At 67.8% G+C, this 21,277-nt stretch carries 18 protein-coding genes and 3 pseudogenes; 13 read left to right on the forward strand and 8 right to left on the reverse strand.

Annotation, left to right across the window (positions count from 1 at the left end; genetic code table 11):
- Positions 1–371: 371 nt before the first annotated feature.
- Positions 372–1,078, forward strand: a pseudogene (locus KGQ19_RS49355) (tyrosine-type recombinase/integrase).
- Complete coding sequence (locus KGQ19_RS07275; RefSeq protein ID WP_212008310.1) at positions 1,075–3,384, forward strand: tyrosine-type recombinase/integrase; 2,310 nt, start codon at positions 1,075–1,077, stop codon at positions 3,382–3,384. Before KGQ19_RS49355 ends, KGQ19_RS07275 begins: the two are co-directional and overlap by 4 nt.
- Positions 3,385–3,434: 50 nt before the next feature.
- Here KGQ19_RS07275 and KGQ19_RS07280 read toward each other — a convergent pair whose 3' ends face one another.
- Positions 3,435–4,520, reverse strand: coding sequence for a hypothetical protein (locus tag KGQ19_RS07280; RefSeq protein ID WP_212008311.1), 1,086 nt, complete (start codon positions 4,518–4,520; stop codon positions 3,435–3,437).
- 229 nt (positions 4,521–4,749) lie between these two features.
- Positions 4,750–5,049: a hypothetical protein gene (locus KGQ19_RS07285; protein ID WP_212008312.1), complete on the reverse strand. Its 300-nt coding sequence runs from the start codon at positions 5,047–5,049 to the stop codon at positions 4,750–4,752.
- 124 nt (positions 5,050–5,173) lie between these two features.
- On the opposite strand from KGQ19_RS07285, the pseudogene KGQ19_RS49360 reads away from it, so the two are divergent.
- Together KGQ19_RS49360 and KGQ19_RS07300 are read left to right on the forward strand one after the other, a co-directional pair.
- Positions 5,174–5,497, forward strand: a pseudogene (locus tag KGQ19_RS49360) (transposase); the annotation flags it as partial.
- A gap of 179 nt (positions 5,498–5,676) precedes the next feature.
- Positions 5,677–6,420, forward strand: coding sequence for a hypothetical protein (locus KGQ19_RS07300; protein ID WP_212008314.1), 744 nt, complete (start codon positions 5,677–5,679; stop codon positions 6,418–6,420).
- Positions 6,421–6,548: 128 nt separating this feature from the next.
- On the opposite strand, the gene KGQ19_RS07305 is transcribed toward KGQ19_RS07300, so the two are convergent.
- Positions 6,549–7,319, reverse strand: coding sequence for a hypothetical protein (locus KGQ19_RS07305; RefSeq protein WP_212008315.1), 771 nt, complete (start codon positions 7,317–7,319; stop codon positions 6,549–6,551).
- A gap of 4 nt (positions 7,320–7,323) precedes the next feature.
- Positions 7,324–7,713 carry an ArsR/SmtB family transcription factor gene (locus KGQ19_RS07310; RefSeq protein ID WP_212008316.1) on the reverse strand — a complete coding sequence of 130 codons (390 nt, stop codon included), beginning with the start codon at positions 7,711–7,713 and terminating at the stop codon, positions 7,324–7,326.
- A 55-nt stretch (positions 7,714–7,768) separates the two neighbouring features.
- Here KGQ19_RS07310 and KGQ19_RS07315 point away from each other — a divergent pair, with 55 nt between their 5' ends.
- Together KGQ19_RS07315 and KGQ19_RS07320 are read left to right on the forward strand one after the other, a co-directional pair.
- Complete coding sequence (locus tag KGQ19_RS07315; RefSeq protein ID WP_212008317.1) at positions 7,769–8,983, forward strand: MFS transporter; 1,215 nt, start codon at positions 7,769–7,771, stop codon at positions 8,981–8,983.
- 16 nt (positions 8,984–8,999) lie between these two features.
- On the forward strand, positions 9,000–11,330 hold the full coding sequence (locus KGQ19_RS07320) for a preprotein translocase subunit SecA (protein WP_212008318.1): 2,331 nt from the start codon (positions 9,000–9,002) through the stop codon (positions 11,328–11,330).
- Between the two features lie 51 nt (positions 11,331–11,381).
- Here KGQ19_RS07320 and KGQ19_RS07325 read toward each other — a convergent pair whose 3' ends face one another.
- Together KGQ19_RS07325 and KGQ19_RS07330 are read right to left on the reverse strand one after the other, a co-directional pair.
- Complete coding sequence (locus KGQ19_RS07325; RefSeq protein ID WP_212008319.1) at positions 11,382–11,999, reverse strand: hypothetical protein; 618 nt, start codon at positions 11,997–11,999, stop codon at positions 11,382–11,384.
- A gap of 27 nt (positions 12,000–12,026) precedes the next feature.
- Positions 12,027–12,461: a hypothetical protein gene (locus tag KGQ19_RS07330; protein ID WP_212008320.1), complete on the reverse strand. Its 435-nt coding sequence runs from the start codon at positions 12,459–12,461 to the stop codon at positions 12,027–12,029.
- Between KGQ19_RS07330 and KGQ19_RS07335 the strand changes: the two are divergent.
- The 3 genes and pseudogenes from KGQ19_RS07335 to KGQ19_RS07345 all read left to right on the forward strand — a co-directional run.
- Positions 12,402–13,511: pseudogene (locus tag KGQ19_RS07335) on the forward strand (amidohydrolase family protein); the annotation flags it as partial. The gene KGQ19_RS07330 and the pseudogene KGQ19_RS07335 sit on opposite strands and share 60 nt — an antisense overlap.
- 326 nt (positions 13,512–13,837) lie before the next feature.
- Positions 13,838–15,232, forward strand: coding sequence for a carotenoid oxygenase family protein (locus tag KGQ19_RS07340; RefSeq protein ID WP_212008322.1), 1,395 nt, complete (start codon positions 13,838–13,840; stop codon positions 15,230–15,232).
- Between the two features lie 229 nt (positions 15,233–15,461).
- Entirely contained in the window at positions 15,462–17,477 is a 2,016-nt protein-coding gene (locus KGQ19_RS07345; RefSeq protein ID WP_212008323.1) for a serine/threonine protein kinase, read from the forward strand.
- 130 nt (positions 17,478–17,607) lie between these two features.
- On the opposite strand, the gene KGQ19_RS07350 is transcribed toward KGQ19_RS07345, so the two are convergent.
- Positions 17,608–17,853, reverse strand: coding sequence for a hypothetical protein (locus tag KGQ19_RS07350; protein ID WP_212008324.1), 246 nt, complete (start codon positions 17,851–17,853; stop codon positions 17,608–17,610).
- A 219-nt stretch (positions 17,854–18,072) separates the two neighbouring features.
- Between KGQ19_RS07350 and KGQ19_RS07355 the strand changes: the two genes are divergently transcribed.
- Positions 18,073–18,597 carry a hypothetical protein gene (locus KGQ19_RS07355; protein ID WP_212008325.1) on the forward strand — a complete coding sequence of 175 codons (525 nt, stop codon included), beginning with the start codon at positions 18,073–18,075 and terminating at the stop codon, positions 18,595–18,597.
- Between the two features lie 3 nt (positions 18,598–18,600).
- Positions 18,601–18,960 carry a tail fiber domain-containing protein gene (locus KGQ19_RS07360; protein ID WP_212008326.1) on the forward strand — a complete coding sequence of 120 codons (360 nt, stop codon included), beginning with the start codon at positions 18,601–18,603 and terminating at the stop codon, positions 18,958–18,960.
- A 363-nt stretch (positions 18,961–19,323) separates the two neighbouring features.
- Here the strand turns inward: KGQ19_RS07360 and KGQ19_RS07365 are convergent, their stop codons facing one another.
- Positions 19,324–19,932, reverse strand: coding sequence for a TetR/AcrR family transcriptional regulator (locus KGQ19_RS07365; RefSeq protein ID WP_212008327.1), 609 nt, complete (start codon positions 19,930–19,932; stop codon positions 19,324–19,326).
- An 86-nt stretch (positions 19,933–20,018) separates the two neighbouring features.
- On the opposite strand from KGQ19_RS07365, the gene KGQ19_RS07370 reads away from it, so the two are divergent.
- Together KGQ19_RS07370 and KGQ19_RS07375 are read left to right on the forward strand one after the other, a co-directional pair.
- Complete coding sequence (locus tag KGQ19_RS07370) at positions 20,019–20,459, forward strand: nuclear transport factor 2 family protein (protein ID WP_212008328.1); 441 nt, start codon at positions 20,019–20,021, stop codon at positions 20,457–20,459.
- 46 nt (positions 20,460–20,505) lie between these two features.
- Entirely contained in the window at positions 20,506–21,261 is a 756-nt protein-coding gene (locus KGQ19_RS07375; RefSeq protein ID WP_212008329.1) for an MBL fold metallo-hydrolase, read from the forward strand.
- Positions 21,262–21,277: the final 16 nt, after the last annotated feature.

Here is a 21,277-nt window from a genome sequence, read left to right on the forward strand (position 1 = left end):
ATCCGTTGGGCGCCGAAGTGGTGCTGGAGGACAAGTGGCCGGTGTTGGGCCGACACGAGCGAGCCGCGGTCTGGTTGCGAGTATTGACCGACCTCGGGCGAGCACCGCGGACGATCGACGCCTACGCCCGTGGGTTGGCCGAGTATCTGTCGGTGTGCGAGCGGGAGGCAGTCGACCCGATCACCGCGGACCGGGCGCACGTTGCCGTCTATGTTCGCGAACTGACGTCGCGCCCGAGCAAGCGTGGAACGAACGTGGTGTCGATCGATTCGGGGGCCGGGTTGTCGAACGCCACGCTTCAACAGCGGTTGGTGCCCGTGCGGCTGTTTTACGACTTCCTCATCGAGGACGGGCTGCGCGACTCCAATCCGGTGGGCCGGGGTCGTTACACGCCTCGTGGTGGGTTCGGCGGACACGAGCGCGGCCTTGTTCCCCGCCTGGTCAAGCTGCCGTGGATCCCCAGCGAGCAGCAGTGGCTGGATGTCCTGGCGGCTGCTGCGGATGAGCCGATCCGGAACAGGGTGATGCTTGCGCTGGCCTACGATGCCGCCTTGCGGCGCGAGGAGTTGTGCTCTCTGCGCACCGACGATGTGGACCCAGCGCATCGCATGCTTCGAATACGGGCGAAGACCACGAAGAACCGCATGGAGCGCGTGGTGCCGTATTCGGCGACCACTGGTGTGCTGTTGTCGGACTACCTCGCCCACCGCGCGACGATCAGCCGGGAGCGGGGCCTGTTGTTTTTGTCGGAGTCTCGCCGCAACTACGGCGAGCCGTTGAGCCTGTGGACCTGGTCGAAAGTGGTGCGAAGGATCGCGCTGGCCTCCGGGTCGAGCGATTCTCCACCCACACCACCCGGCACCTGTGTCTGACGGATCTGGCCCGGATGGGCTGGGAGCTCCACGCGATCGCCACGTTCGCCGGCCACCGCTCCACCGAGTCCACACTCCAGTACATCCACCTGTCCGGCCGGGACCTGGCCGAGAAGCTGCAGCGCGGCATGGATCAGATCCACGCGTGGCGGATGGAGATGCTGGCCAGCCTCGGCGAGCACAAGCCGGGAGCGATCAAGTCGTGACCGCACTGTCCTCGGCGGCCGTCAACCTGACGGCCGCGGCTCCCGCCTGGACCTGGCCGATCAGCCCGGCGAAGTACGACTCCTCGGCTGCGCTCACCGGCCTTGAGCTGTCCGCGCTCGAGGAGCTGGGCTGGGGGCTGCGCCAGTGGCCGGACCGGTGGCAGGATCCGCATCAGGCCCAGTGGCGGGCAATCCACCGACTCGTCCAGCCTCTCGCCGCCCGGGAGCACCTCGACGTCGCAGATAACGTATTCCACCGCCGCTCGGCGGTCGACGCCGTCGCGCTGCTGCTGCGCGGGTGCGCCACGCAGCGCAGGAGCTTCTGGGCCTGGGACGCATCGGCTTGGGCCGACGTGCTGGGGACCAGCGGGAAGGCGTATCGGCGGGCGTATCCGGGATGGGCCGACAGCTCCGCACGCTCCTATGCGATCGCGATGGCATACCTGTTCGGGTTCGCCGACCTGCAGCTGCTGGGCAATGTCGGGCGCACCGCCGTCGCTCGGAAGGTGTTCGGGCAGGCCCGTGTCGATGAGGCCATCGATCAGGTCACCGCGGTGCTGCACGGCTGGGGGCAGCGGTCCCCGCAGGTCACCGCCAGAACCGTGGGCCTGGTCAGTCATTCGATGCTGCTCAACCGCAGCCCGTTGCTGGCGGATCTGACACCGGAGGTCCTGCAGCAGCTGCGCACCAACACGACGATTCCCTACTCCCTGCGCCAGAACTTCCACAGCGTCCACCGGGCGCTGGCCGCGCTCGGCCTGACCAGCCCGCCGCAACCGCCGACTCGGCTTAGCCCGCCGCCGGTGGAAGGCGTGTCCGAGCCGTGGGCGCAGTGGGTGCAGCGCTGGTGCGACACCTCCACGCTGCCGCCGCGCAGCCGTAGAGGCCGACGCACCCAGATGCTCCGCATCGGACGCTGGCTGGCTGCCGAACACCCCGAGGTCCAGCAGCCGGAGCAGTGGACGCGCGAGCTGTGCGCCGCCTGGGTGGCCGCCGTCGACCGCATGCGCATCGGCGACTACACCCAGAGCGACATCGCCGTGCACGAGCGCATCGGCGAACCCCTGATGCCCAGGACCAAGAGCGGCCTTCTCGCCGGGGCCCGCCAGCTGTTTCGCGACTGTCAGGAATGGGGGTGGATACCACGGCGTTTCGACCCGACCCGCGCCCTGGCAACACCCAGGAGCATCAAAGCACTGATCGGTCCGGACCCTCGCGTGATCGCCGACGACATCTGGGCGAAGCTTCTGTGGGCCGGCCTCAACATCGAGCACTGCGACATCTACGCGCAACCCGTCGGCCGCCTCCACCCGATCGAGCTGCTTCGAGCACTGGCGATGACCTGGCTGTTCGGCGGGCTGCGCTCCGATGAGATCGTCCGGCTGCGGGTGGGCTGCATCCGCTGGCAACGCGACGACGTCCGCGTTCCCGGCACCGACAACGAAGTCCTCGCCAAAGACGCGGTCTGCCTGCTCGATATCCCGGTGCACAAGACCGGAACCGCCTTCACCAAACCGGTGGACCCGCTGCTGGGACAGGCTATCGCCGCCTGGGAATCAGTCCGCCCCACACAGCCCGCCGCCGTCGACCGCAAGACCGGCGAGCACGTCCAGCTGCTGTTCTCCTACCGGGCCCAAGGCATCGGCGGACGCTACCTCAACGATCGCATCATCCCCGCGCTGTGCGCCAAGGCCGGCGTCCCGACCAGCGACGTCCGCGGCAACATCACCAGCCACCGAGCCCGCTCCACCATCGCCAGCCAGCTCTACAACGCCAAGGAACCAATGACGCTTTTCGAGCTGCAGGCCTGGCTCGGGCACCGCTCACCCGCAGCCACCCAGCACTACGCCAAGATCGCACCGATCACCCTGGCGAAGGCCTACAGCGACGCCGGATACTTCGCCCGCAACGTGCGCACCATCGAAGTCCTCGTCGACCGGGACGCCGTCACCTCCGGCGCGGCCGCGGCCGGCGAGCCCTGGCAGTTCTACGACCTCGGCCACGGCTACTGCACCTACACGTTCTTCGAACAGTGCCAGCACCGGATGGCCTGCGCCAGGTGCGACTTCTACACGCCCAAAGCCTCCAGCAAAGGTCAACTGCTGGAGGCAAAGGACAACCTGCAGCGCATGCTGGCCAACATCCCGCTCACCGACGACGAACGGGCCGCCGTTGATGACGGGCAGACAGCCCTTGACCAACTCCTGGAACGGCTGATCGACACACCCACCCCCGCCGGCGCCACGCCGCGGGAGCTCGGCATCCCGGCGACGGCGACACTCCTGCCGATCATCGAGGTGAAGTAGAAACCGGCATAGACCCGGGCCGATTGCAAAGCTCCGATGGCAGGCGGCCGTTAGATGTCGGAGCGGCGCAGATTGTCGTCGAGGTGTTCCATCTCGACGTCCACCGCGTACACCACGAAGTCCTTCGTGATCGGCAACACTGTGATCCAATCGGCCGCGCTGAGCAAACTTGCCATCGCGCAGAGAAGGCCCCTGCCCATGTCGGAGCAGGTCAACGTGAGTTCCTGGGCCAGAAGACGTGCGACGTCAGAGACCGCGCCAAGGTCCACCGACGTCTCGTGGGCCATGTCCGCCGGCGACCAGATGACATCCGAGTCGGGTTTGTCGGCCAGGTGAACGCGCCGATCCTCATCGAGGCCGACATGGATGGTGAAATCGGTCGGATCCGCGCGCTCGTCGTACATGAGCGCGATGCAATAGGCGGGGGTATCGATCGCCAGATCGCGAACGGAGCGAGGGATCTGGGTGAGCAACTCTTGTTGGACCGTTGCCCAGGCGTCTTCGACTGTGAAGCCCACTGGCGGACGCTCGTACTTCACCTGCGGAGAGCCCAGACGCTCGGAAATCTCCAGACGGACCAGTCCTTCGTCGTCGTAGACGGCGTCGATGGCTGTATAGAACCTGAGTGGAAGCAGGGCTCCGGATTGCCTGTCTCCATGATGGGTCACGATGCGAGTCACCTGGTCGTCGGTGTAGTCGTAGGTCTCGCAACCCCCGCCACCGGTGGCGACCATCGCCACCGACCGCATGCGGCCTGCCTCAAAGCCGAACTCGTGCAGGTAGATCGGGCGGCCGTCGGCATGAAAGTGGGCTTCCTCGACGGTGTCGACCAGGTATGTGCGAAAAGTCTCGTAGTAGAGCTTGCCGCCGAGGAAGCCGCTGTATTCGAGCATGGCCACCAGACGATCGTCCGCGTCGAACCCGATCTGGAAATGGTCTTGCGCCAGGTCCGGCCGCTCGGCAAGGCGATGCCCCGGATGACTCAGGTCCCGCTCGTAGTGAAGGGGACGGAGGTCGAACGCCTCGTCGTCGTACCATTCCCAGCGAACGACGGCTGCGTGCGCGGCCGTCCGATGGACGTCGTATTCCGCGGCCAGGCGGGCGAAGCGTTCATCGAGGCCAGACAGATCGATCATGCTTCAGATCCTACGGCGACGACGATAACCAGTTGACGACCGGGCGTCGGTTGGCGGCTCCGATGAACCCGTCCAGGTTGACAAGTCAGATTCCACATAACCGTCTCGCTGTGGACAACGGTCGACGGGGCATAGCCCGGCCCCAGCGTCGGCTTCCCGGTTACCGGATTCGGGGCGCCGACAGTGCGGACCGACTGTCGCTTGGTGCCGGACGCCCGCGGCTTGACAGTCAGCTGGATCCAGCAGCTGAAGTCTCGGGCTTCCACCCGCGTCGCCCGGTCCCACGACACGCCGACCGCCCCAGGAACCGCCACCACCGCAGCAGGTCCATGCCGTAGGAGCGGACGGTGGCCGCCGCCTTCCCGGACGCCAGCAACTCCTGGAAGAACACCGCGACCGGCTCGACGGCCGCACCGTCCGCGTCGACCAGCCGGTAGGGCTCGTACCGGTCGCCGGTCTCCACAAGCCGACCCCACCGGGGAACCACCAACCTCGACAGATCCCGCTCGGGAATACGATCGTCCATCACGATCGCAGACCGTACTGCGCGACAACCTCATCCGTGCCCTGAACTGCACAATCAACCTGGTTCGTTCAGTCAACGGGGCGTGCTCATGAGCACAAGGGGTTGAGAATGCAGGACCGCAGGTGCCAACCGACACCATGATGACGTGTGCATGGTCGTCTGCGACGGGCTGAAGGGCCTGCCCGACGCGATCGAGCGGGTCTGGCCGCAGGCCATCACCCAGACCTGCGTCATCCACCTGCTGCGCGGCAGCTTCCGCTACGCCCGACGCCGGCACTGGGCATAAATCGCCAGGGACCTCAAACCGATCTACACCGCCCCGACCGAGGCCGCCGCCACCGAACGGTTCCTGGAGTTCGCCGAGACCTGGGGCACGAAGTACCCGGCGACCATCCGGCTGTGGGAGAACGCCTGGGCGGAGTTCGTGCCGTTCCCGTCCTTCGACGCCGAGCGTGGGACCGGCCTGGGCGGAAAGCGCTAGACCACCTACATCAGCCCCGTTACACCGCTACTTTGACGGACCCATACCCATACCCGAGCACGCGGCCAAAGTCTGGTTCTCCCGATCGTCGTGACGCCGAAGAAATTCCTGCCCTGCAGCTCGCTGCCGGAACATCAGTAGCATGAGACATGCTCGATGACACCCAACGCAAAGAGGTCGAGGAACTCGTCGGCCGGTTGGTCCCGAAGCTCGTGGCCGAAGAAGTGATCCGGCATGTGGCCCAGCACGTAGCCGATCAGGTGGCAGAGCAGTTGGCGGAGCTGGGCGTCGCACCGCCACCGCCGCCGCAGACGGACCGGGTCCCGCACACCATATGGGAGGGTTCTGGGGCCAAAGACTTCGTGTTCGACCCGCCGTTCCCCCACCGCGGCCTGTTGCTCGTAGCATGCGGGAGCTCTGGATACGACTCATTCCGCGTCCTGCAGCTCGCGAAGTCCGAGATAAGAACCCAGACCCTCGACAAGACATCGGTGATCAGCAAAGACCACAGCCCCGAGGTCATCCCCGTCAAAGAAGGCGTGACACACCTGGGAATCGAGGCCGGCGACGCCTACCGCTGGCGCATCGAGATCCTGGATCCGGACAAGCTGCAGGAGCTGGCGCTTCCCTGTTCGGGCGAGCGCGGGGCGGTGTTCGTCCACCGGCTCGGATCGGCGCAGGCCGTGATACGGTCCGCCGAGAGCGTCAGGGTCCGTTTTTATGTACCCTGCGATTGCGCAGACCGCTGCGACGAACTATCCCACAGGTCCGGAAGTATCCTGGTGTGGTCGATCAGAAAAGGCAAAGAGAAGTTTGTGCTACCGGCCGAGCAGGGCATCGTGTACATCGACACCAACGACCAGTGGTCTCTGGAGGCGAAAGGCGGTCGGTAAAGACGACCACCTGCGACGACCGAGCAACTGGACGAGAGTATCGCGAGCAAAAGACAAAACCCTCAGATGCCCGCATCCCACGCTCTCACGTGGCGCGGGTGGTCGTCCGTGGTCCGGTCCGGGGCTGGCTAACCCTCCACGACGAGTTCCGCGAACTGATCTGCGTACCCCAGCAGCAACATCCGCGACTCGTGCAGAGTCGGGACAAGCCCGGCCCATGCCGAAGAGCCCTGCTCTCCATAGAGCTCCTGAAGGTCCGCGATCAGCGCATCCCAGTCACGCTCGCCCGCTCCGCTGACGCTGCGGAACCCGAGTGTGGCCGCCCCGATGCCAAAGAGCACGTACCCATGCCGTTCGCTCAGGCGCCGGGCGACGGAATGGCAGTCGAACGGGGTCCAGTCCCCGAAAAAGTAGCCGTTCGGGATACCGGCCAGCAGATCCGTGCCGTCGTCCGTCGGCAGGCATTGCACGACGTGCCGGTCACCGACCACGACGCCGGGGTTCCGATTCAACGTCACGAGCGCGTCGACGTCACTCGGCTCCAGGACCAGGGATCCGCACACAGAATCCCATGGCACGGTACGAACAGGGTCACGAAGCGCGGCAGCGCCGGCCTGGAACCGGGCCACTTCGTAGGCGGTGAGCACTTCCGGGGTGTCTTCCGCCGGATAGGCGACGCCTTCGTCAAGGCCGTACATGGACCGGGAGTGCTCACTTGTATAAAGACACTGATCCAGGTCGTCCAGAGTCAGGAAACATCGCCCCTGCCCGCGATGTTCCGCCTCGACTCGCCCGAAGGCCCGCATCAGGACGTCGAACGACTCCGCGCCGTCGATCAGCGCAACGCTGAACGTGTCGGCACCGCGATACCCCTGTGCCGGGAGCTGCGCTATTTCCAAGGCGTCACTCGCTCCCCCGCGGATCGGCGGTGCTGTTGCTGTTGCTGTTTCTGTCGCCATCGCCATCGCTGTTGCTGTTGCTGTCGCTGTCGATATTGCTCAAGACAGCCGCCAGAAGCCCGGGGAACCGCGCGTCGAACTCCTCGCCCCGCAGCCTGGCGCTCTGCTGCCGGCCCTGATGGCTCCGCCAGATCAGGCCGGACTCGCGCAGGATCCGGAAATGGTGGGAGGCGTTGGACTTGCTGATACCCAGCGCACTGTAGATCACCGAGCACTCGGTCTCGCCGTCGCGCGCCAGCAGGGCGACGATCCGCAGCCGGAGCGGGTCGCTGAGCGCGTGCATGGCCGCGGCCAGGGGCACGTCGGCCGGATCGGCGTGGAAGGCGTCGCGCATGCGTCGAGCCTACCCTGCGGTCCAATGGTTCAATTATTGTTGTACCGTTCAACTCATGCTGAACCCGCGGATCTATCTGCTCGCGCTGGGCACCTTCACCGTCGGCACCGAGGGGTACGTGGTCGCCGGCGTGCTACCGCAGGTCGCTCGGGACCTGCACACCACCGTTCCCGTCGTCGGCCAGCTGGTCACGGTGTTCGCCCTGGCCTACGCGATACTCGGGCCGCCGCTCATCGCCCGCGCCCATGCGCTGCCGCCCCGCCGGCTGCTGGTCGGCGCCGCGCTGCTGTTCGCCGCCGCCAACGCCGTCGCCGCGGTCGCCCCCGGCCTGGCCGTCCTCGTGGCCGCGCGCATCGCCGCGGCGGCCGGCGCCGCACTGTTCATGGCGCCGGCGGCGTCGATCGCGGCCGCCCTGGCTCCGCCGGACAAGCTGCCCAAGGCCATCGCCGTCACCGCCACCGGCAACGCACTGGCCCTGACCGCCGGAGCACCGCTGGGTACTGTCATCGCCTCCGCGCTCGGGTGGCGCGCGGCGTTCTGGTTCGTCACCGCACTGGCACTGGTGACGGCCGCCCTGGTCGCGGTGCTGCTGCCCGACGTACGCCCGGCCACCGCCGAAGCCGCCCGCCGCGCCGATCTGGCACGCTCCCCCGGCATCCGCTGGGCCGCCGCGACGACGTTTGCCTTGTTCCTGGCCGCCTACACGCTCTATACGTACCTCTCGCCGGTGGTCGCGGCGGCGACCGGGCGCGGCAGCGGCGCCGTCGCGCTGCTGATGGTGACGTTCGGAGCCGGCGGCCTGATCGGCGGACGCCTCATCGGCCACATCCTGACCCGCACCGACCTGGCCCGCACCCTGCGCTACGTCCTGGGCGTCGTCGCCTCGGTGATCGCGATCATCGCGGCACTGACCGCCACCGGAGGCCATCAGGACCCGAACCTCGTCCTGTTGTTCCCGGCGATGCTGATCCTGGGCGCTGCCTGGTGGTCCGGGGGCATCAGTCAACAAACCCGGTTCGTACTGCTCGCCCCGGGTCAGCGCTCGACCGCGTTGAGCCTGCACTTCTCGGCGCAGTTCCTCGGCGTCGCCACTGCCGGCGCGCTCGGCGGCCTCACGCTGACGACGTTCTCCGCCACCGGCATACCGGTCGTCGCCGTCGCGATCGCACTGCTGGCGCAGCCAACGGTCAGAAAGCTGACCTCGACGCGCCCGGAGGCGGCCACCAGGCAGAACGCGGTGGTGATCAGTAGTGGTGATCAGCAGGGGTGATCAGTAGTGTTCAGGCATGTCGAAGTTCCGGCTCTTCGGGGGCGGCAAGGCTCGGAACGCGTTTGAGCGATGCCCCGGCTGGGTGCGAGCCATCGATCTCGCCGAGGACGACACGCACCGCTTGTCGGACTCCGATCTGGCGCAGAGTCTCAGTGGTCTCAGACAGCGCCACCAGAACGGCGAGAGTCTGGACGATCTGCTTGCGGAGACTTTCGCCATCGTCCGCGAGGCGGCCGTCCGGACGCTCGGCGAGCGCCCGTTCCACGAACAGCTCATCGGTGGGGCGGCCCTGCATCTGGGCTCTGTCGTGGAGATGCGGACCGGCGAAGGGAAGACTCTGACCGCCGTCCTGCCAGCGTGTCTGCACGCGTTGGCGGGCAAGGGCGTCCACGTCCTGACCGCGAACGACTACCTCGCGGCGCGTGATGCCGAGTGGATGGGGCCGGTCTACCGCTTTCTCGGCCTTCGCAGTGCACTGCTTTCCGAAGACGATCGCAGCGACAAGCGGGACACCGTCTATAACGCCGACGTCGTCTACGGCACGCCGAGCGGGTTCGCCTACGACTATCTGCGGGACAACCTGACGTACACGAAAGAGGAGGTCGTCCAGCACGGCCACTTCTCGGCGATCGTCGATGAGGCGGACCTCGTCATGCTGGACGAAGTCAGCATACTGCCACAGATCACCGCTCCCGCCGACGGGCCGTCCGACCACGCTCGGCTGGCAGGGCTCGCCACCCGGCTCAAGCGGGACGTTCACTACGAGGTCGACGAGGTGCGCCGGACCGTCTCCCCGACGGAGCAGGGCATGGCGCTGGTCGAGGACTGGCTCGGCGCCGCGGTCTACAGCGGCGACGATGTCGGTCTGGCCCGCCGAGTAAGCCTGGCGTTGCAGGTCAAGGAGCTGTATGTCAAAGACCGCGACTACGCGGTGGTGGACGGAGCCATCCGCATCATCGACGCGGCCACCCAGCGCCTGCTCACCGACCGCCGTCTCGGCACAGGCCTGGACCAGGCACTGGACGCCAAGGAGGGGCTGACCGTCCGTCGCGAGCGCCAGGCCTTGGCGGAGATCGGCCAACACGGCTATCTCAGGCTCTACCCGCACCTGGCCGGCATGGCAGGGGTGGTCAAGGGCGAGGGCGAGGCGTACCGGGACTTCTACGGTCTGGAAGCCCTCATCGTGGCGCCACGACGACCTGTCCGTCGCGTCGACCACGAGCCGGTCGTCTACCCCGACGACGCCGCCATGCTCCGTGCCATGAGGAAGACCGTAGACGAGAAGCGCGCAGCCGGACGGCCGGTCCTGGTCGGCACGGCTTCCGACGAGATCGCCTCGAAGATCTCGCTGACTCTGCAAGCCGGCGGGATCGAGCACGACGTGCTCGATGCGAGGAATCACGGGTTCGAAGCCGAGATCGTCGCCCGGGCCGGCCACCCCGGCGCCGTCACCGTGCTGACCCGGATGGCCGGGCGCGGCGTCGACATCCGGCTCGCCGAGCCCGAGGGCCCGGGCTTGTTCGTACTGGGCCTCGGTCCCCTGACTTCCCGCCGCCTGGAGCTCCACCTGAGGGGACGTGCCGGGCGGTGGGGTGATCCCGGCGAATCAGCCTTCTTCCTTTCCTTCGAGGATCCTCACCTGTCGCTCCCGAGACCTTTCGAGCGGCTCGGCGACGCCGCCGATGCCGACGAGCCGGCCGTCAACAGACTGATCACACGATCCATCGAAGCCACGCTGAACAGGCTGTCCGCCCGCACGACCGAGAAGTCGGCACACGCCCTGCGCTACGCCGCCGTCCAGGAGGAGCAACGCGCAGCGGTCTACACCAGACGCAAGGACATCCTCACGAACGGGTTTACGCGGGAGCAGGTGAACAGCCTCGTAGAGAAGGTGATGCGGAGCTTCGTGATCGACGCCCGAGCCGGCACGGAAGACGTGGAGGGGTTGTCTACTACGATCCGGAACCACTATCCGGCCACGGTCGGTCTCGACGTAATCGCCGCGGGCCTGTCCGGCGACCCCACCTCGAAGGCGAGAGCGGACCTCATCGAGGCCGTGGTCCGCGACGCACTGTCAGCGTCGGCGGCCCGGGAGTCGGATCTGGGACCGGACGTGGCCGCCGAGCTGAGGCGGCGCGTCATGCTGGCGGTCATGAATCAGCAGTGGGCGGTGCAGCTTCGAGACCTGGACGACACGCGGGACAGTCTCTTCCTGCGCACGGCGGCGGGCGGCGACCCTCTGACCGAGTACCGGCGGGCCGCGTCCCGTCTGGCCGCCAGGATGTGGAAGGAGATCGACGAGCAGTTCGTCGGCTACTGGTTCAGTGTGCAGGTCACCATCACCTGACGCCACTGTTGTAGTGAGCCGATTCCATCGGAGGAGACCAATCGACTCTTATCAGGAATCGAAACAGACGACGAGGCGTACCTTCTCAGGATCGTGCACCGAGGCCAGGGCTTCCATCACAGCCCAGACCGGACGCCATTCGCCGTCCGGGGCCACCGCATCGCTGCGGCGCAGGCGCTCGACACGGTAGACGGTGTCGCCGTCGGTCCACTCAGTACCTTCCGGGTAAAGGTCCGCCGACTCGCCCGGGCCACGCGCCGAACCGATCAGCTTCTCGAGATCCCCGTCGTATGCGGCCTTACTCACGAACTGAAGCGAGCCGTCACTGAGCCGCCGGTACTTGTGGACGCGTTCGTCGACCCGGACAGCGGGCTCGGCCCAGTCCACGACGGCAAGCTCGGCCCAGGAGATCCAGGTAGGGCTGTGCCCGCCTATCCCCTCGCACTCGTCCTGGACCTTGGCCGAAGCGTCCTCGGGCAGCCCGCGATCCGCCGCGAGCGGCCGAAAGCCCGCAAAGTTGCGCACCCCGAACAGACAGCCGAAGGCGTCGTAGTCCCGACCGAGGTAGAGGTGGCCAAGGTCCACGACCGCGAGCCAGCGCTCGGCTATGTCGCCGCTGTTCCAGTCCTCGGTGAGGATCTCTATCCAGCCCGAGATGTCAGTGCCCATGAGCTCGATTATCCGGATGGGTCAATCTCATTGCGTCGGATGGTGATCGGAGCTGGCGGAACCGGGCCGGGTTCCCGCGCGTCTCACAATAAGCGCCGCGACGCCGAACACACCGGCCGCGACTATCGCCGCCCGCTCCCGCCGGCTCAACCGGGCAGTGCCCGTCGCTGTCGCGGCCAGCGCCGCCAACCCGAGGTTCTGCTTCTGGAAGTGCCAGAACTGCCAGCCGTAGAAACCGAGCGAGGCCCACCGAACCGGCTCCGGCGGCAACGCCGCGGCGACGATCGCACCGGATGCGATCCGGACCACGGGAACGTAGATGTACCGCGCCTTGTGGGCGCCCGCGTACCGGCGTATCTCCGGCACCGTATAGAACCAGGCCGTCGACGCCACGTGCACAGAGGCCCCGAGGAGATCGACGCCCGAGGCGGCATCGTCATGCCCGGCATGATCGACACCCACCGGCACATGTGGCAGTCCACGACCCGCGGCTACGGCGCGGACTGGACCCTCACCCAGTACTTCGTCTGGTTCTACCTGAACTGGGGCAAGAAGTTCCGGCCCGAGGACATCCATGCCGGCAACCTGTTCGGCGCTGTGGAGGCGATCGACTCCGGCGTCACCACCGTCGTGGACTGGTCGCACGGCCTGCAGACGATCGACCACGCCGACGCCGCGGTCGACGCGCTCGCCTCGGTGCCGGGCCGGTTCGTGCTGGCCTACGGCAACATCCAGGACGCGCCCGCGAACTGGACCGGCACCCCCGAGTTCCGGAAGTTCTTCGACCGCCGGGCCGGCGATCTCGAAGGCTTCCAGATCGCCTTCGACGTCACCGGCGACCCGGCCTTCCCCGAGCAGCCGGCGTTCGAGGTCGCCCGCGAGCTGGACCTGGCGGTGACCACGCACGCCGGGGTCTGGGGCGCGACCGGCGACGACGCGGTCCGGCTGGTCCACGAGAACGGATACGCCGAGCCCCGGACCGTATACGTCCACGCCTCGACGCTCTCGGAGGACTCCTACGCCCGCATCGCGGCCACCGGCGGATCGGTGTCGGTGTCCACGGAAAGCGAACAGAGCGCCGGGCAGGGCTATCTCGCCACGGCCGCCCTGCGGGCCCACGGCATCCCGGTGTCGCTGTCGATAGACAGCTGCGTGTTGTCCAGCGGCGACCTGTTCACCGCGATGCGCACCACGCTCGGCGCCGACCGCGCCTACGAGCACCTGAGGGCGCACGCCCGCGGCGAGACCGTGACCCACGCCTCGCTGCACGCCGACCAGGTGGTCGAGTGGGCCACGCGCGGTGGCGCGCGGGCGATCGGGCGGGAGGGGGACCTCGGGAGCATCGAGATCGGCAAGAAGGCGGACCTGGTGCTCGTCCGCAACGAGAACTCGCCGGCGATGACGCCACTGCTGAACCCGCACGGCCACGTCGTCCTGCAAGCTCAGCGTGCTGAGGCCGAGGCCGTCCTGGTCGGCGGCCGGATCGTGAAGCGCGACCACCGCCTGGTCGGCGGCCACACACGGTGACCCCGGATCAGAGGACTGACACGGGCTCCGATTCGCTGCCCGCGCGCGGTCGGCAGTCGGCACGGATCTTCGGCCGTCTTCCGGTTGCCCGTCTCCGGCTCCGCTCCGACTACGGCGTCTGACCCGTCTGCGGTCGTTCTATTAGGAGAAGTAGTGAGTGACCAGTTACGCACAAGGCCATCCGGGAAGGTCGCTTCGCACGGCGACCGAACCAGGGCGTCCTCGCGGGACGGCCTGGCCCTCGCCACCCTGGCGACCGCCCAGTTTATGGTGGTGCTCGACTCCTCGATCGTGAAGAGAGAAGAACAGCCATGTTGAACAAGCCATACCTCACCGGCCACTTCACGCCCGTCCCGGACGAGATCACCGCCGTCGACCTCTCGATCAGCGGAAAGCTGCCGCCCGAGCTCAGCGGCCTGTACGTACGCAACGGCCACAATCCCAAGCCCGGAATCACCCCGAGCCACTGGTTCAGGGGCTCCGGCATGCTGCACGGCGTCCGGCTCGCCGACGGCCGAGCGCAGTGGTACCGCAATCGCTGGGTCAAGACCCCGGCTCTGGACGGCGCCCCGCTCGTACGCCAGGACGGGTCGATCGACCTCACGGCGAGCGTCGCGGGAACACACATCATCGAGCACGGCGGTCGACTCCTGGCGCTGCAGGAAGCCAACCTGCCCTTCGCCGTGACGCCCGAACTCGAAACGCTCGGCCCGTTCGACTTTCACGGCAAGCTCACGACGGCGATGACAGCCCATCCCAAGCAGGACCCCGAAACCGGTCTGCTGCACTTCTTCAGCTACTCGCCGTTCGAACCACACCTAACGTATTTCGAGGCCTCTCCGGACGGGCACATCGTGCGCAGCGAACCCGTCCCCGGCGCCGGCCCCGGCCTGATGCATGACTTCGCCATCACCGCCGGCAAGGCCGTGTTCCTCGACCCGCCGGTAGTCTTCGATCCGGCTGAGACTTCGGGTATCCCGTACCGCTGGCACGACGACCGGCCCGCCCGGATCGGCGTGCTCGACCGGCTCGGCGACTCCGGCGTCACCTGGATCGAGGTCGACCAGAAGACGGTGCTGCACGTCGTCAACGCCTGCGACCTGCCCGATGGCAAGGTGCTGCTCGAGGGCACCGCCTACGACCAGGCGGCCTGGGAGACGTCCTGGAAGTGGTGGATCGGCGCGCCCGGCCACCCGAACGCGCCCACGTCCGGAGCCGTCGTCACCCGCTGGCTGTTGGACCCGGTGGCCGGCACCGCACTCGAAGAGCCAATCGACGACCTCGCCACAGACTTCCCGACAGTCGACGACCGCCTGACCGGCCGACGCTCCAGCATCAGCTACCACGTCGCCTTCCCCGGCGCCGGCCTGGACGAGTTCGCACTCGTCAAGCTGAACACGGCCACCGGCGAGCGCCGCCTATTCCACCCCGGCCGCGGCCGTTACGCCGGGGAGGCCGTCTTCGTGCCCGCGCTGGGCGGGACAGCGGAAGACGACGGCTACCTGCTGACCATCGTCAGCGACCTGGTGGCTGACGCATCGCGACTCCTGGTGCTCAACGCACAGGATCTGAGCACATCGGCCTCGATCCACCTGCCGCGCCGCGTGCCCGGCGGCATCCACGGCTCCTGGATTCCTTCTCCTCCGATGGCCGCAGGTTCGAATCCTGCCGGGGCACCTGATGAAGCCTTTGTTCAACCAGGCTGACCTGGGCAAGCTGAAACGCCTGGGCCACCGGGTCGCCGCAGCCGCCATCCGCAAGATTCTGCGGAGCAGACACATCTCACCCTCCGCCGAGAGTGCCGTCGGCTTCGGCACTCCGTCACGTTCTAAGTACTCTGATTCTCAAGCCGGGATCGTTTCTGTGTACGCCGGCGTCCGTTAAAGTGCGACCCGCATCGGTCGGTACGGGGGCGAGCACGCAGGGGGGTCGGGGATGGCGCGTTTCCGAAGGGCTGATCCGGAGGCCATCGGGCCGTATCAGGTGCTGCGGTTGCTGGGTGCCGGGGGCATGGGCCGTGTCTATCTGGGCGTCGACCAGGATGGCAGTCAGGCCGCTGTGAAGGTGGTCAACGCCGACCTGTTGCAGGATGCCGAGTTCCGGCGGCGTTTCGCCCGGGAGGCTGCCGCGACGGCGAGGGTGAGCGGCAAGTTCGTCGCCGGTGTCATCGCCTTCGACCTCGACGCGCCGGAGCCGTGGCTGGCCACCGAGTTCATCGACGGGCCGCCGCTGAGCGACGTGGTCGCCGAGCGGGGGCCGCTGGCTCCGGCGCAGGCGCAGGCGGTGGCAGCGGGCCTGGCCGAGGCGCTGGCCACGATCCACGGCGCCGGCCTGGTGCACCGCGACGTCAAGCCGGCCAACGTGCTGCTCGCCGCGAACGGCCCGCACCTCATCGACTTCGGCATCGCCCGCGAGTCGGCGGCCAGCACCATCACTCGCGCCGGCGTCGTGGTCGGGACCCCGCCCTACATGGCGCCGGAGCAGATCCGCGGGCGCGGCAAGGTCGGCCCGCCCGCTGACGTCTTCGCACTGGGCGGCGTTCTGTGCTTTGCGATCACCGGGCGTCACCCCTTCGGCGAGGCCGACCCGACGACCCTCTCCTACCGCATCGTTCACGAGGAGCCGGATCTCGCCGGCATCGAGGACAAGCCGATCCTGGCCCTGATCGCGACCTGCCTGGCCAAGGAACCCGACGACCGGCCCGCCGCGCCGGCGTTGCAGCAGCAGATCGGCAGCATGCTGACGCGGCCTGTGATGGCGGTGGTGCCGCCGCGGCCGAAGCCGGTGGCGCAGGTGGCGACCGAGCCGATGCCGCCGGGACCGGAATCCGGGTTCGAGGCCGAGTCGGAGGGCGACTCGGACGAGGCGGCACCGAAGCGCGAGCCGGAGTCGGCACTGACGCCACTTGAGCCGCAGCCGGGTGGCCAGGCAGAACCTGGGCCGACACAGCCATTGCCCGCGAGGCAGTTCCCGGCCGGGGACGCAGAGCCAGCCGGGGACGCAGAGCCGGCTGGGGACGCAGAGCCAGCCGGAGTGCCCGGGGCCGGCGTCGCTGAGCCGGCCAGGATTGCACAGGCGGCGCAGCCTGACGATTCAGCGACGGTGCCAGACGATCCCGCGTCCATCCCGGCCTCCTCGAACAGCCCGGCCACCGACCGCCCGAGCAGCCCGAACCCCCCGAACCTCCCGAACGGTCGCCGCCGCGTCGCCGTTGCCCTCGCCGCGACCCTTGCTGTCATCGTCGGCGCCGGGCTCATCGGCGCGGACCTCATGCAGGACGGCAAGAAGAACTCGTCACGCGGGCTGGGTCCCGATCCCGTCGGCGGATCCACACCGTCTGCTTCGCCGACCACACCCACGGGTTCCGGCACGCCGCCATCCTCCGCCGGCAGTCCCGCCCCGCCGCCCGGATCGCACGGTTCCTCCGTGCCCGCCGGGCCGCTCACGACCGTGTCGAGCGCACCCGGCTCGGTCGTGAACAGCCCGCCAGATCCGCCGCCGAGCACAGTCGTCGTCACCGACCCGCACGGCACCGCCACGACCTCCGGGAACGGCCACAGCACACCGCCGCACTCGACCTCCCCGCCGATCAAACCGTCGACGTCGGCCCCACCGTCCAACCCGCCGTCAAACCCCCCGCCGCGCGGCAACCCGCCGCAGGCCCCGACCGGGCAGACGCCGACCGTCGGCTCCGACATGAGCGGGTACACGGTGACGTTCACGTGGTCGGCAGTCCCGGACGCCACCAGCTACCAAGTCCACTACACCCTTGGTGGCGTCGCCCCAGACCCCGACCCCCGGACGGTCGACGTCATCGACACCGTGACAGGGACCACCTACCAGCGCCCCGACAACTCCCAGGCGTACCCGGTCAGCGCGTGCTTCGTGGTGCGAGCCGTCAACGCGTACGGCGTCTCCGCATGGGATTCCACGACACCGCATTGCATCTGATATTCCGGGGATGCACTGAACCGCACGCAGCAGGGGAACCGAAGGGGCCTGGCGGGACGTCGATCAGCGCGGTAGCCGATCGACGTCTCACCGAAGCGCCCAGCCGTGGATGGGCGCCGGCCCGCACGGATCAGTAGTAGACGTAACCTCCGTAGGTCTGCCACGGGCTCCACGGGCCGTCGATTTCGCACTTGACCCGATCCGCGGGCCAGTTGCCGAAGTAGGTGAGGAGATACGTCTGGCAACCCGCCCAGGTGCTGGAAGTGTCGACCCGCCGCCATTCGGCCGCATGCGCGGCCGGCGCGGCGAGCATCAACGTACCGACTGCCGCCATGGCGCAGGTGCTGATCTTGAGTTTCCGCTTCATTGCCTTCATCGGATGTTCCTCTGCGGTATCAGGGTCGTCCTGGACGGACGACGTGGTTGTCCCGGGTCACATGGATCTTCGGCGACCCGGCCCGGGATAATTTTTGCAGCTTTCGCATCGCACTTAGCACATATCCAAACCTTCGATGATTGCACTATTTACAGCTGAAATCTTATTCATGATAGAAAGCTGCGACGGGAGTACCACTTCGAACAGACGGAGAAAGTCATGAAATACGTGGGACGCAAGTCCGCCGCCTTGGCCGCGGCTGCCCTGGCCTCGCTCGGACTGGCCGGACCGGCCGTCGCCGCCCCGGCGGCCGATGCTGTGACGCCCCCGAGCACCGGCCAGGATCAGCTGCAACCGGTCCGTCTCGTGGCGACACAAGCGACCTTGAACCTCACCGCGTTGGACCTCGAAGACCTCAGCGCCCAGGCGATGGATCCCGTGACGGGGCAACCGATCCGCGGCATGCTCGTGCAGTTCACCACCGCCGACGGCCGCTTCCTGGGCCAGGCGTACACCGGATACGACGGCATCGCGGACATCGACGCGCCCGAGAACGTCGGCCCGGGAACCGTGCAGGAGCTTCTCTCCGGCTACTATGCGGTGCTCGTCGGCGACGGAGTCCACGCGCCGACCAGCACGCACGGCGCGATCACCCTCGGCACCGACCAGCAGCAAAACGTCTACACCCAAATCAGCGACCGCAGGCTCAAGCACGATCTGGTGCCGGTCGACTGGAGCCGTTAGGCCATGCGCATCCTGAGCTGGAGACATCGACCAGCACGCCCGACAGGAACGCGCCCGCCGCTACTCGCGACGGAGGGTACGGCACCGGCGGGCGCGGTCAACGGCCACGCCGTCCTGAAGGCGGTCGCCGCCTTGCCAGTCAGCACATGGCGCTATCGGTGGGAACCGCAGGACGTGCGCCACCTGGGACCGATGGCCCAGGACTGGCATGCAGCCTTCCCCTTCAACTCCGACGACACGGTGATCGACCAGGTCGACGCCCACGGCGTCGCCCTGGTGTGCATCCAGGCGCTCAACCGACGGATCGAAGAGCTCGACGCCGAGGTCCGGCAGCTGCGGGAAAGCACGCGCATCAACGCCTGATCACGGTTGACGGTAACCGGATCGCGTGACAGCCGGTGGAACGGTGCGCGGCGTTGGGGCATGGACCAACCGCCGGATGGCCGTGGGGCTTTGGAGGAGATACGGCTGAAGGGCGCCGACGCAGGCGCCCTTCAGCCGTGCGCCCGCGCCGGCTTCTTGAGAGCACTGCCCCCAACTCCGGCACGCCCACCAACTGGTCCGCCATGTTGCCCGATCGGGATCCGGACGTGCTGGCGATGGCGGCGCGGCCAGCGCGGCCGGTACGGCCAGCGCGGCCAGCGCGGCCAGCGCGGCCAGCGCGGCCAGCGCGGCCAGCGCGGCCAGCCGAATTAGATGACAGCCGGGTCATCCAGAGCCAGGTGGTTATGCCTGGGTCTGGGCGGTGCCGACCCCGAGCGTGAGTGCTCTGCTGAAGGCGGCTTGGATCTCGTCGGCCAGGGTGCGGGGGTCGTTGCCGAGACATTTGGCGGTCTGGAAGCAGGCGATGGCGATTTGCCCCGCGAAACGGGCGGTGGCTTCGTCGGACCCGCGGTGGATGAGGAGTTCACTCATCTTGTCGGCGATCTGCTGCGTCTTCACCGCGTCGCGGGCGCGCAGTTCCGGGTGCTGCTCGATGAGCCGGAAGTGGCGGGTGTAGGCGTCGGGGTCGGCCGTCGCCTGGGCACAGAGGGCGAGCAGGACGGGGCGGAGCTGTTCGAGGGCCTCGGTTGCGCTGCGCGGGGCGGGGGCGCCGTCGGCCTGGCTGGCCGCGGCGATCGTGTCGAGCAGTTCCTGCTCATTGGCGAAGACGACCTCCTGCTTGTCGCCGAAGTGGCGGAAGAAGGTGGTGCGCCCGACTTCGGCGCGCTCGGCGATGTCGCCGACCGAGACGCCGTCGAAGCCCCGCTCGAGGAACAGCTCTCGGGCGGCCTCGATGATGCGCTGCCGGGCCTGGCGTTGCTTGCGCTCCACGAGCGGGAGGGGCGGAGTCATGGCCGTAAGCATACCAACTGCGGTTCACAGTACCAAACGGTACGGGGTATGCTACGGTACTCAGTACCAAATCGAACGGAGACGCAATGACACACGAGCTGAACGCGGAAGACCGCCAGGCGATCAGCGAGGTCTTGTCTTTGCCCGGGCACCTCTTCGACCAAGGCCACCTGGGCCGGCTCGGGGAGATCTTCACCCCCGACGCCGTCTACGACATGAGCGCCCTGGGAGTGGGAGTAGGAACCCTTGAAGGGATCGAAGCGATCAGGAGCGCGGCCCTGCGCCTTGGCCCGGGCAACCCCCTCGCTCATCACGTGACGAACATCGTCATCAGCGGCGAGAGCGACGGCACGGCGACCGCGCTGTCCAAGGGCCTCGTACTCAGGGCGGACAGGACGCTCGCCAGCGTGAATCACCTTGACACACTGCAGCGTCACGACGACGGCTGGCGTATCAGCCGCCGGGTCATCTCCCCTCAGGACACTCCCTTGGGCGGAGCCCACCTCGCTGACGCGGCCCACCGATGAGCCCGCCCCTTCCGATGGGCACTATCTGCGAAGTGAGGGAACAGTCATGACCGAGTCGCTCGTCATCACCCGGGTGACCCACAGCTGCCACCTGATCCAGATCGGCGGCCAGACCGTGCTGACCGACCCCTGGTTCTCCCAGCGCGCGATGTACCACCCGGGCGAGCCGATCGCCTTCCAGCCGGAAGCGCTGCCGCACCTGGACGCCGTCGTGATCAGCCACGAGCACTACGACCACTGCGACCTCGACTCCTTCCGCCGCTACCCCGACAAAGACGTGCCCCTCCTGGTCGCCGGGCCAGTCGTCGGCAAAGCCCGCAAGGCCGGCTTCACCAACGTCCGCGCACTCGAACCGTGGCAGTCCGCCCGAGTCGGCGACCTGACCATCGCCGCCGCCCCCGGCAAGCACGGCGTCTACGAAGTCACCTACGTCATCAGCGGCGGCGACCGCAGCGTCTACTTCGCCGGCGACACACTGCTCATCCCAGAACTGCACACCCTGACCGACCGCTACGGCCCGCTGGACGTGGCCCTGCTTCCCGTCAACGGCCTGACCATCCGGATGGCGCGCAACAAACAGGTCGTCATGAACGCCGAAGAGGCCGCCGAACTCACCGCCACCCTGCGCCCGAAGCTCGCCATCCCGCAGCACTACGCCTTCACCGGCGGCAAGGTCGGCGACATGCTCTTCCTCAAGAGCGACAAGAACCCCGGCCTGTTCGTCGAGGCGGTCAATCGCCTCGTCCCCGACGTCCCGGTCAAGGTCATCGACCCCGGACAACCACTGACCGTCGCCCCCTGAGCCCAGGCAGCCGCCT

The sequence above is a fragment of the Catenulispora pinistramenti genome (assembly GCF_018274385.1).
GTDB classification, from domain to species: Bacteria; Actinomycetota; Actinomycetes; order Streptomycetales; family Catenulisporaceae; genus Catenulispora; species Catenulispora pinistramenti.

What these genes read in the sequence shown, in the direction of transcription:
- KGQ19_RS07280 (WP_212008311.1), bottom strand. Translation starts at nt 4,520, where the DNA reads ATGATCGATCTGTCTGGCCTCGATGAACGCTTCGCCCGCCTGGCCGCG.
- KGQ19_RS07300 (WP_212008314.1), top strand. Translation starts at nt 5,677, where the DNA reads ATGCTCGATGACACCCAACGCAAAGAGGTCGAGGAACTCGTCGGCCGG.
- KGQ19_RS07310 (WP_212008316.1), bottom strand. Translation starts at nt 7,713, where the DNA reads ATGCGCGACGCCTTCCACGCCGATCCGGCCGACGTGCCCCTGGCCGCG.
- KGQ19_RS07315 (WP_212008317.1), top strand. Translation starts at nt 7,769, where the DNA reads ATGCTGAACCCGCGGATCTATCTGCTCGCGCTGGGCACCTTCACCGTC.
- KGQ19_RS07320 (WP_212008318.1), top strand. Translation starts at nt 9,000, where the DNA reads ATGTCGAAGTTCCGGCTCTTCGGGGGCGGCAAGGCTCGGAACGCGTTT.
- KGQ19_RS07325 (WP_212008319.1), bottom strand. Translation starts at nt 11,999, where the DNA reads ATGGGCACTGACATCTCGGGCTGGATAGAGATCCTCACCGAGGACTGG.
- KGQ19_RS07340 (WP_212008322.1), top strand. Translation starts at nt 13,838, where the DNA reads ATGTTGAACAAGCCATACCTCACCGGCCACTTCACGCCCGTCCCGGAC.
- KGQ19_RS07345 (WP_212008323.1), top strand. Translation starts at nt 15,462, where the DNA reads ATGGCGCGTTTCCGAAGGGCTGATCCGGAGGCCATCGGGCCGTATCAG.
- KGQ19_RS07350 (WP_212008324.1), bottom strand. Translation starts at nt 17,853, where the DNA reads ATGAAGGCAATGAAGCGGAAACTCAAGATCAGCACCTGCGCCATGGCG.
- KGQ19_RS07355 (WP_212008325.1), top strand. Translation starts at nt 18,073, where the DNA reads ATGAAATACGTGGGACGCAAGTCCGCCGCCTTGGCCGCGGCTGCCCTG.
- KGQ19_RS07360 (WP_212008326.1), top strand. Translation starts at nt 18,601, where the DNA reads ATGCGCATCCTGAGCTGGAGACATCGACCAGCACGCCCGACAGGAACG.
- KGQ19_RS07365 (WP_212008327.1), bottom strand. Translation starts at nt 19,932, where the DNA reads ATGACTCCGCCCCTCCCGCTCGTGGAGCGCAAGCAACGCCAGGCCCGG.
- KGQ19_RS07370 (WP_212008328.1), top strand. Translation starts at nt 20,019, where the DNA reads ATGACACACGAGCTGAACGCGGAAGACCGCCAGGCGATCAGCGAGGTC.
- KGQ19_RS07375 (WP_212008329.1), top strand. Translation starts at nt 20,506, where the DNA reads ATGACCGAGTCGCTCGTCATCACCCGGGTGACCCACAGCTGCCACCTG.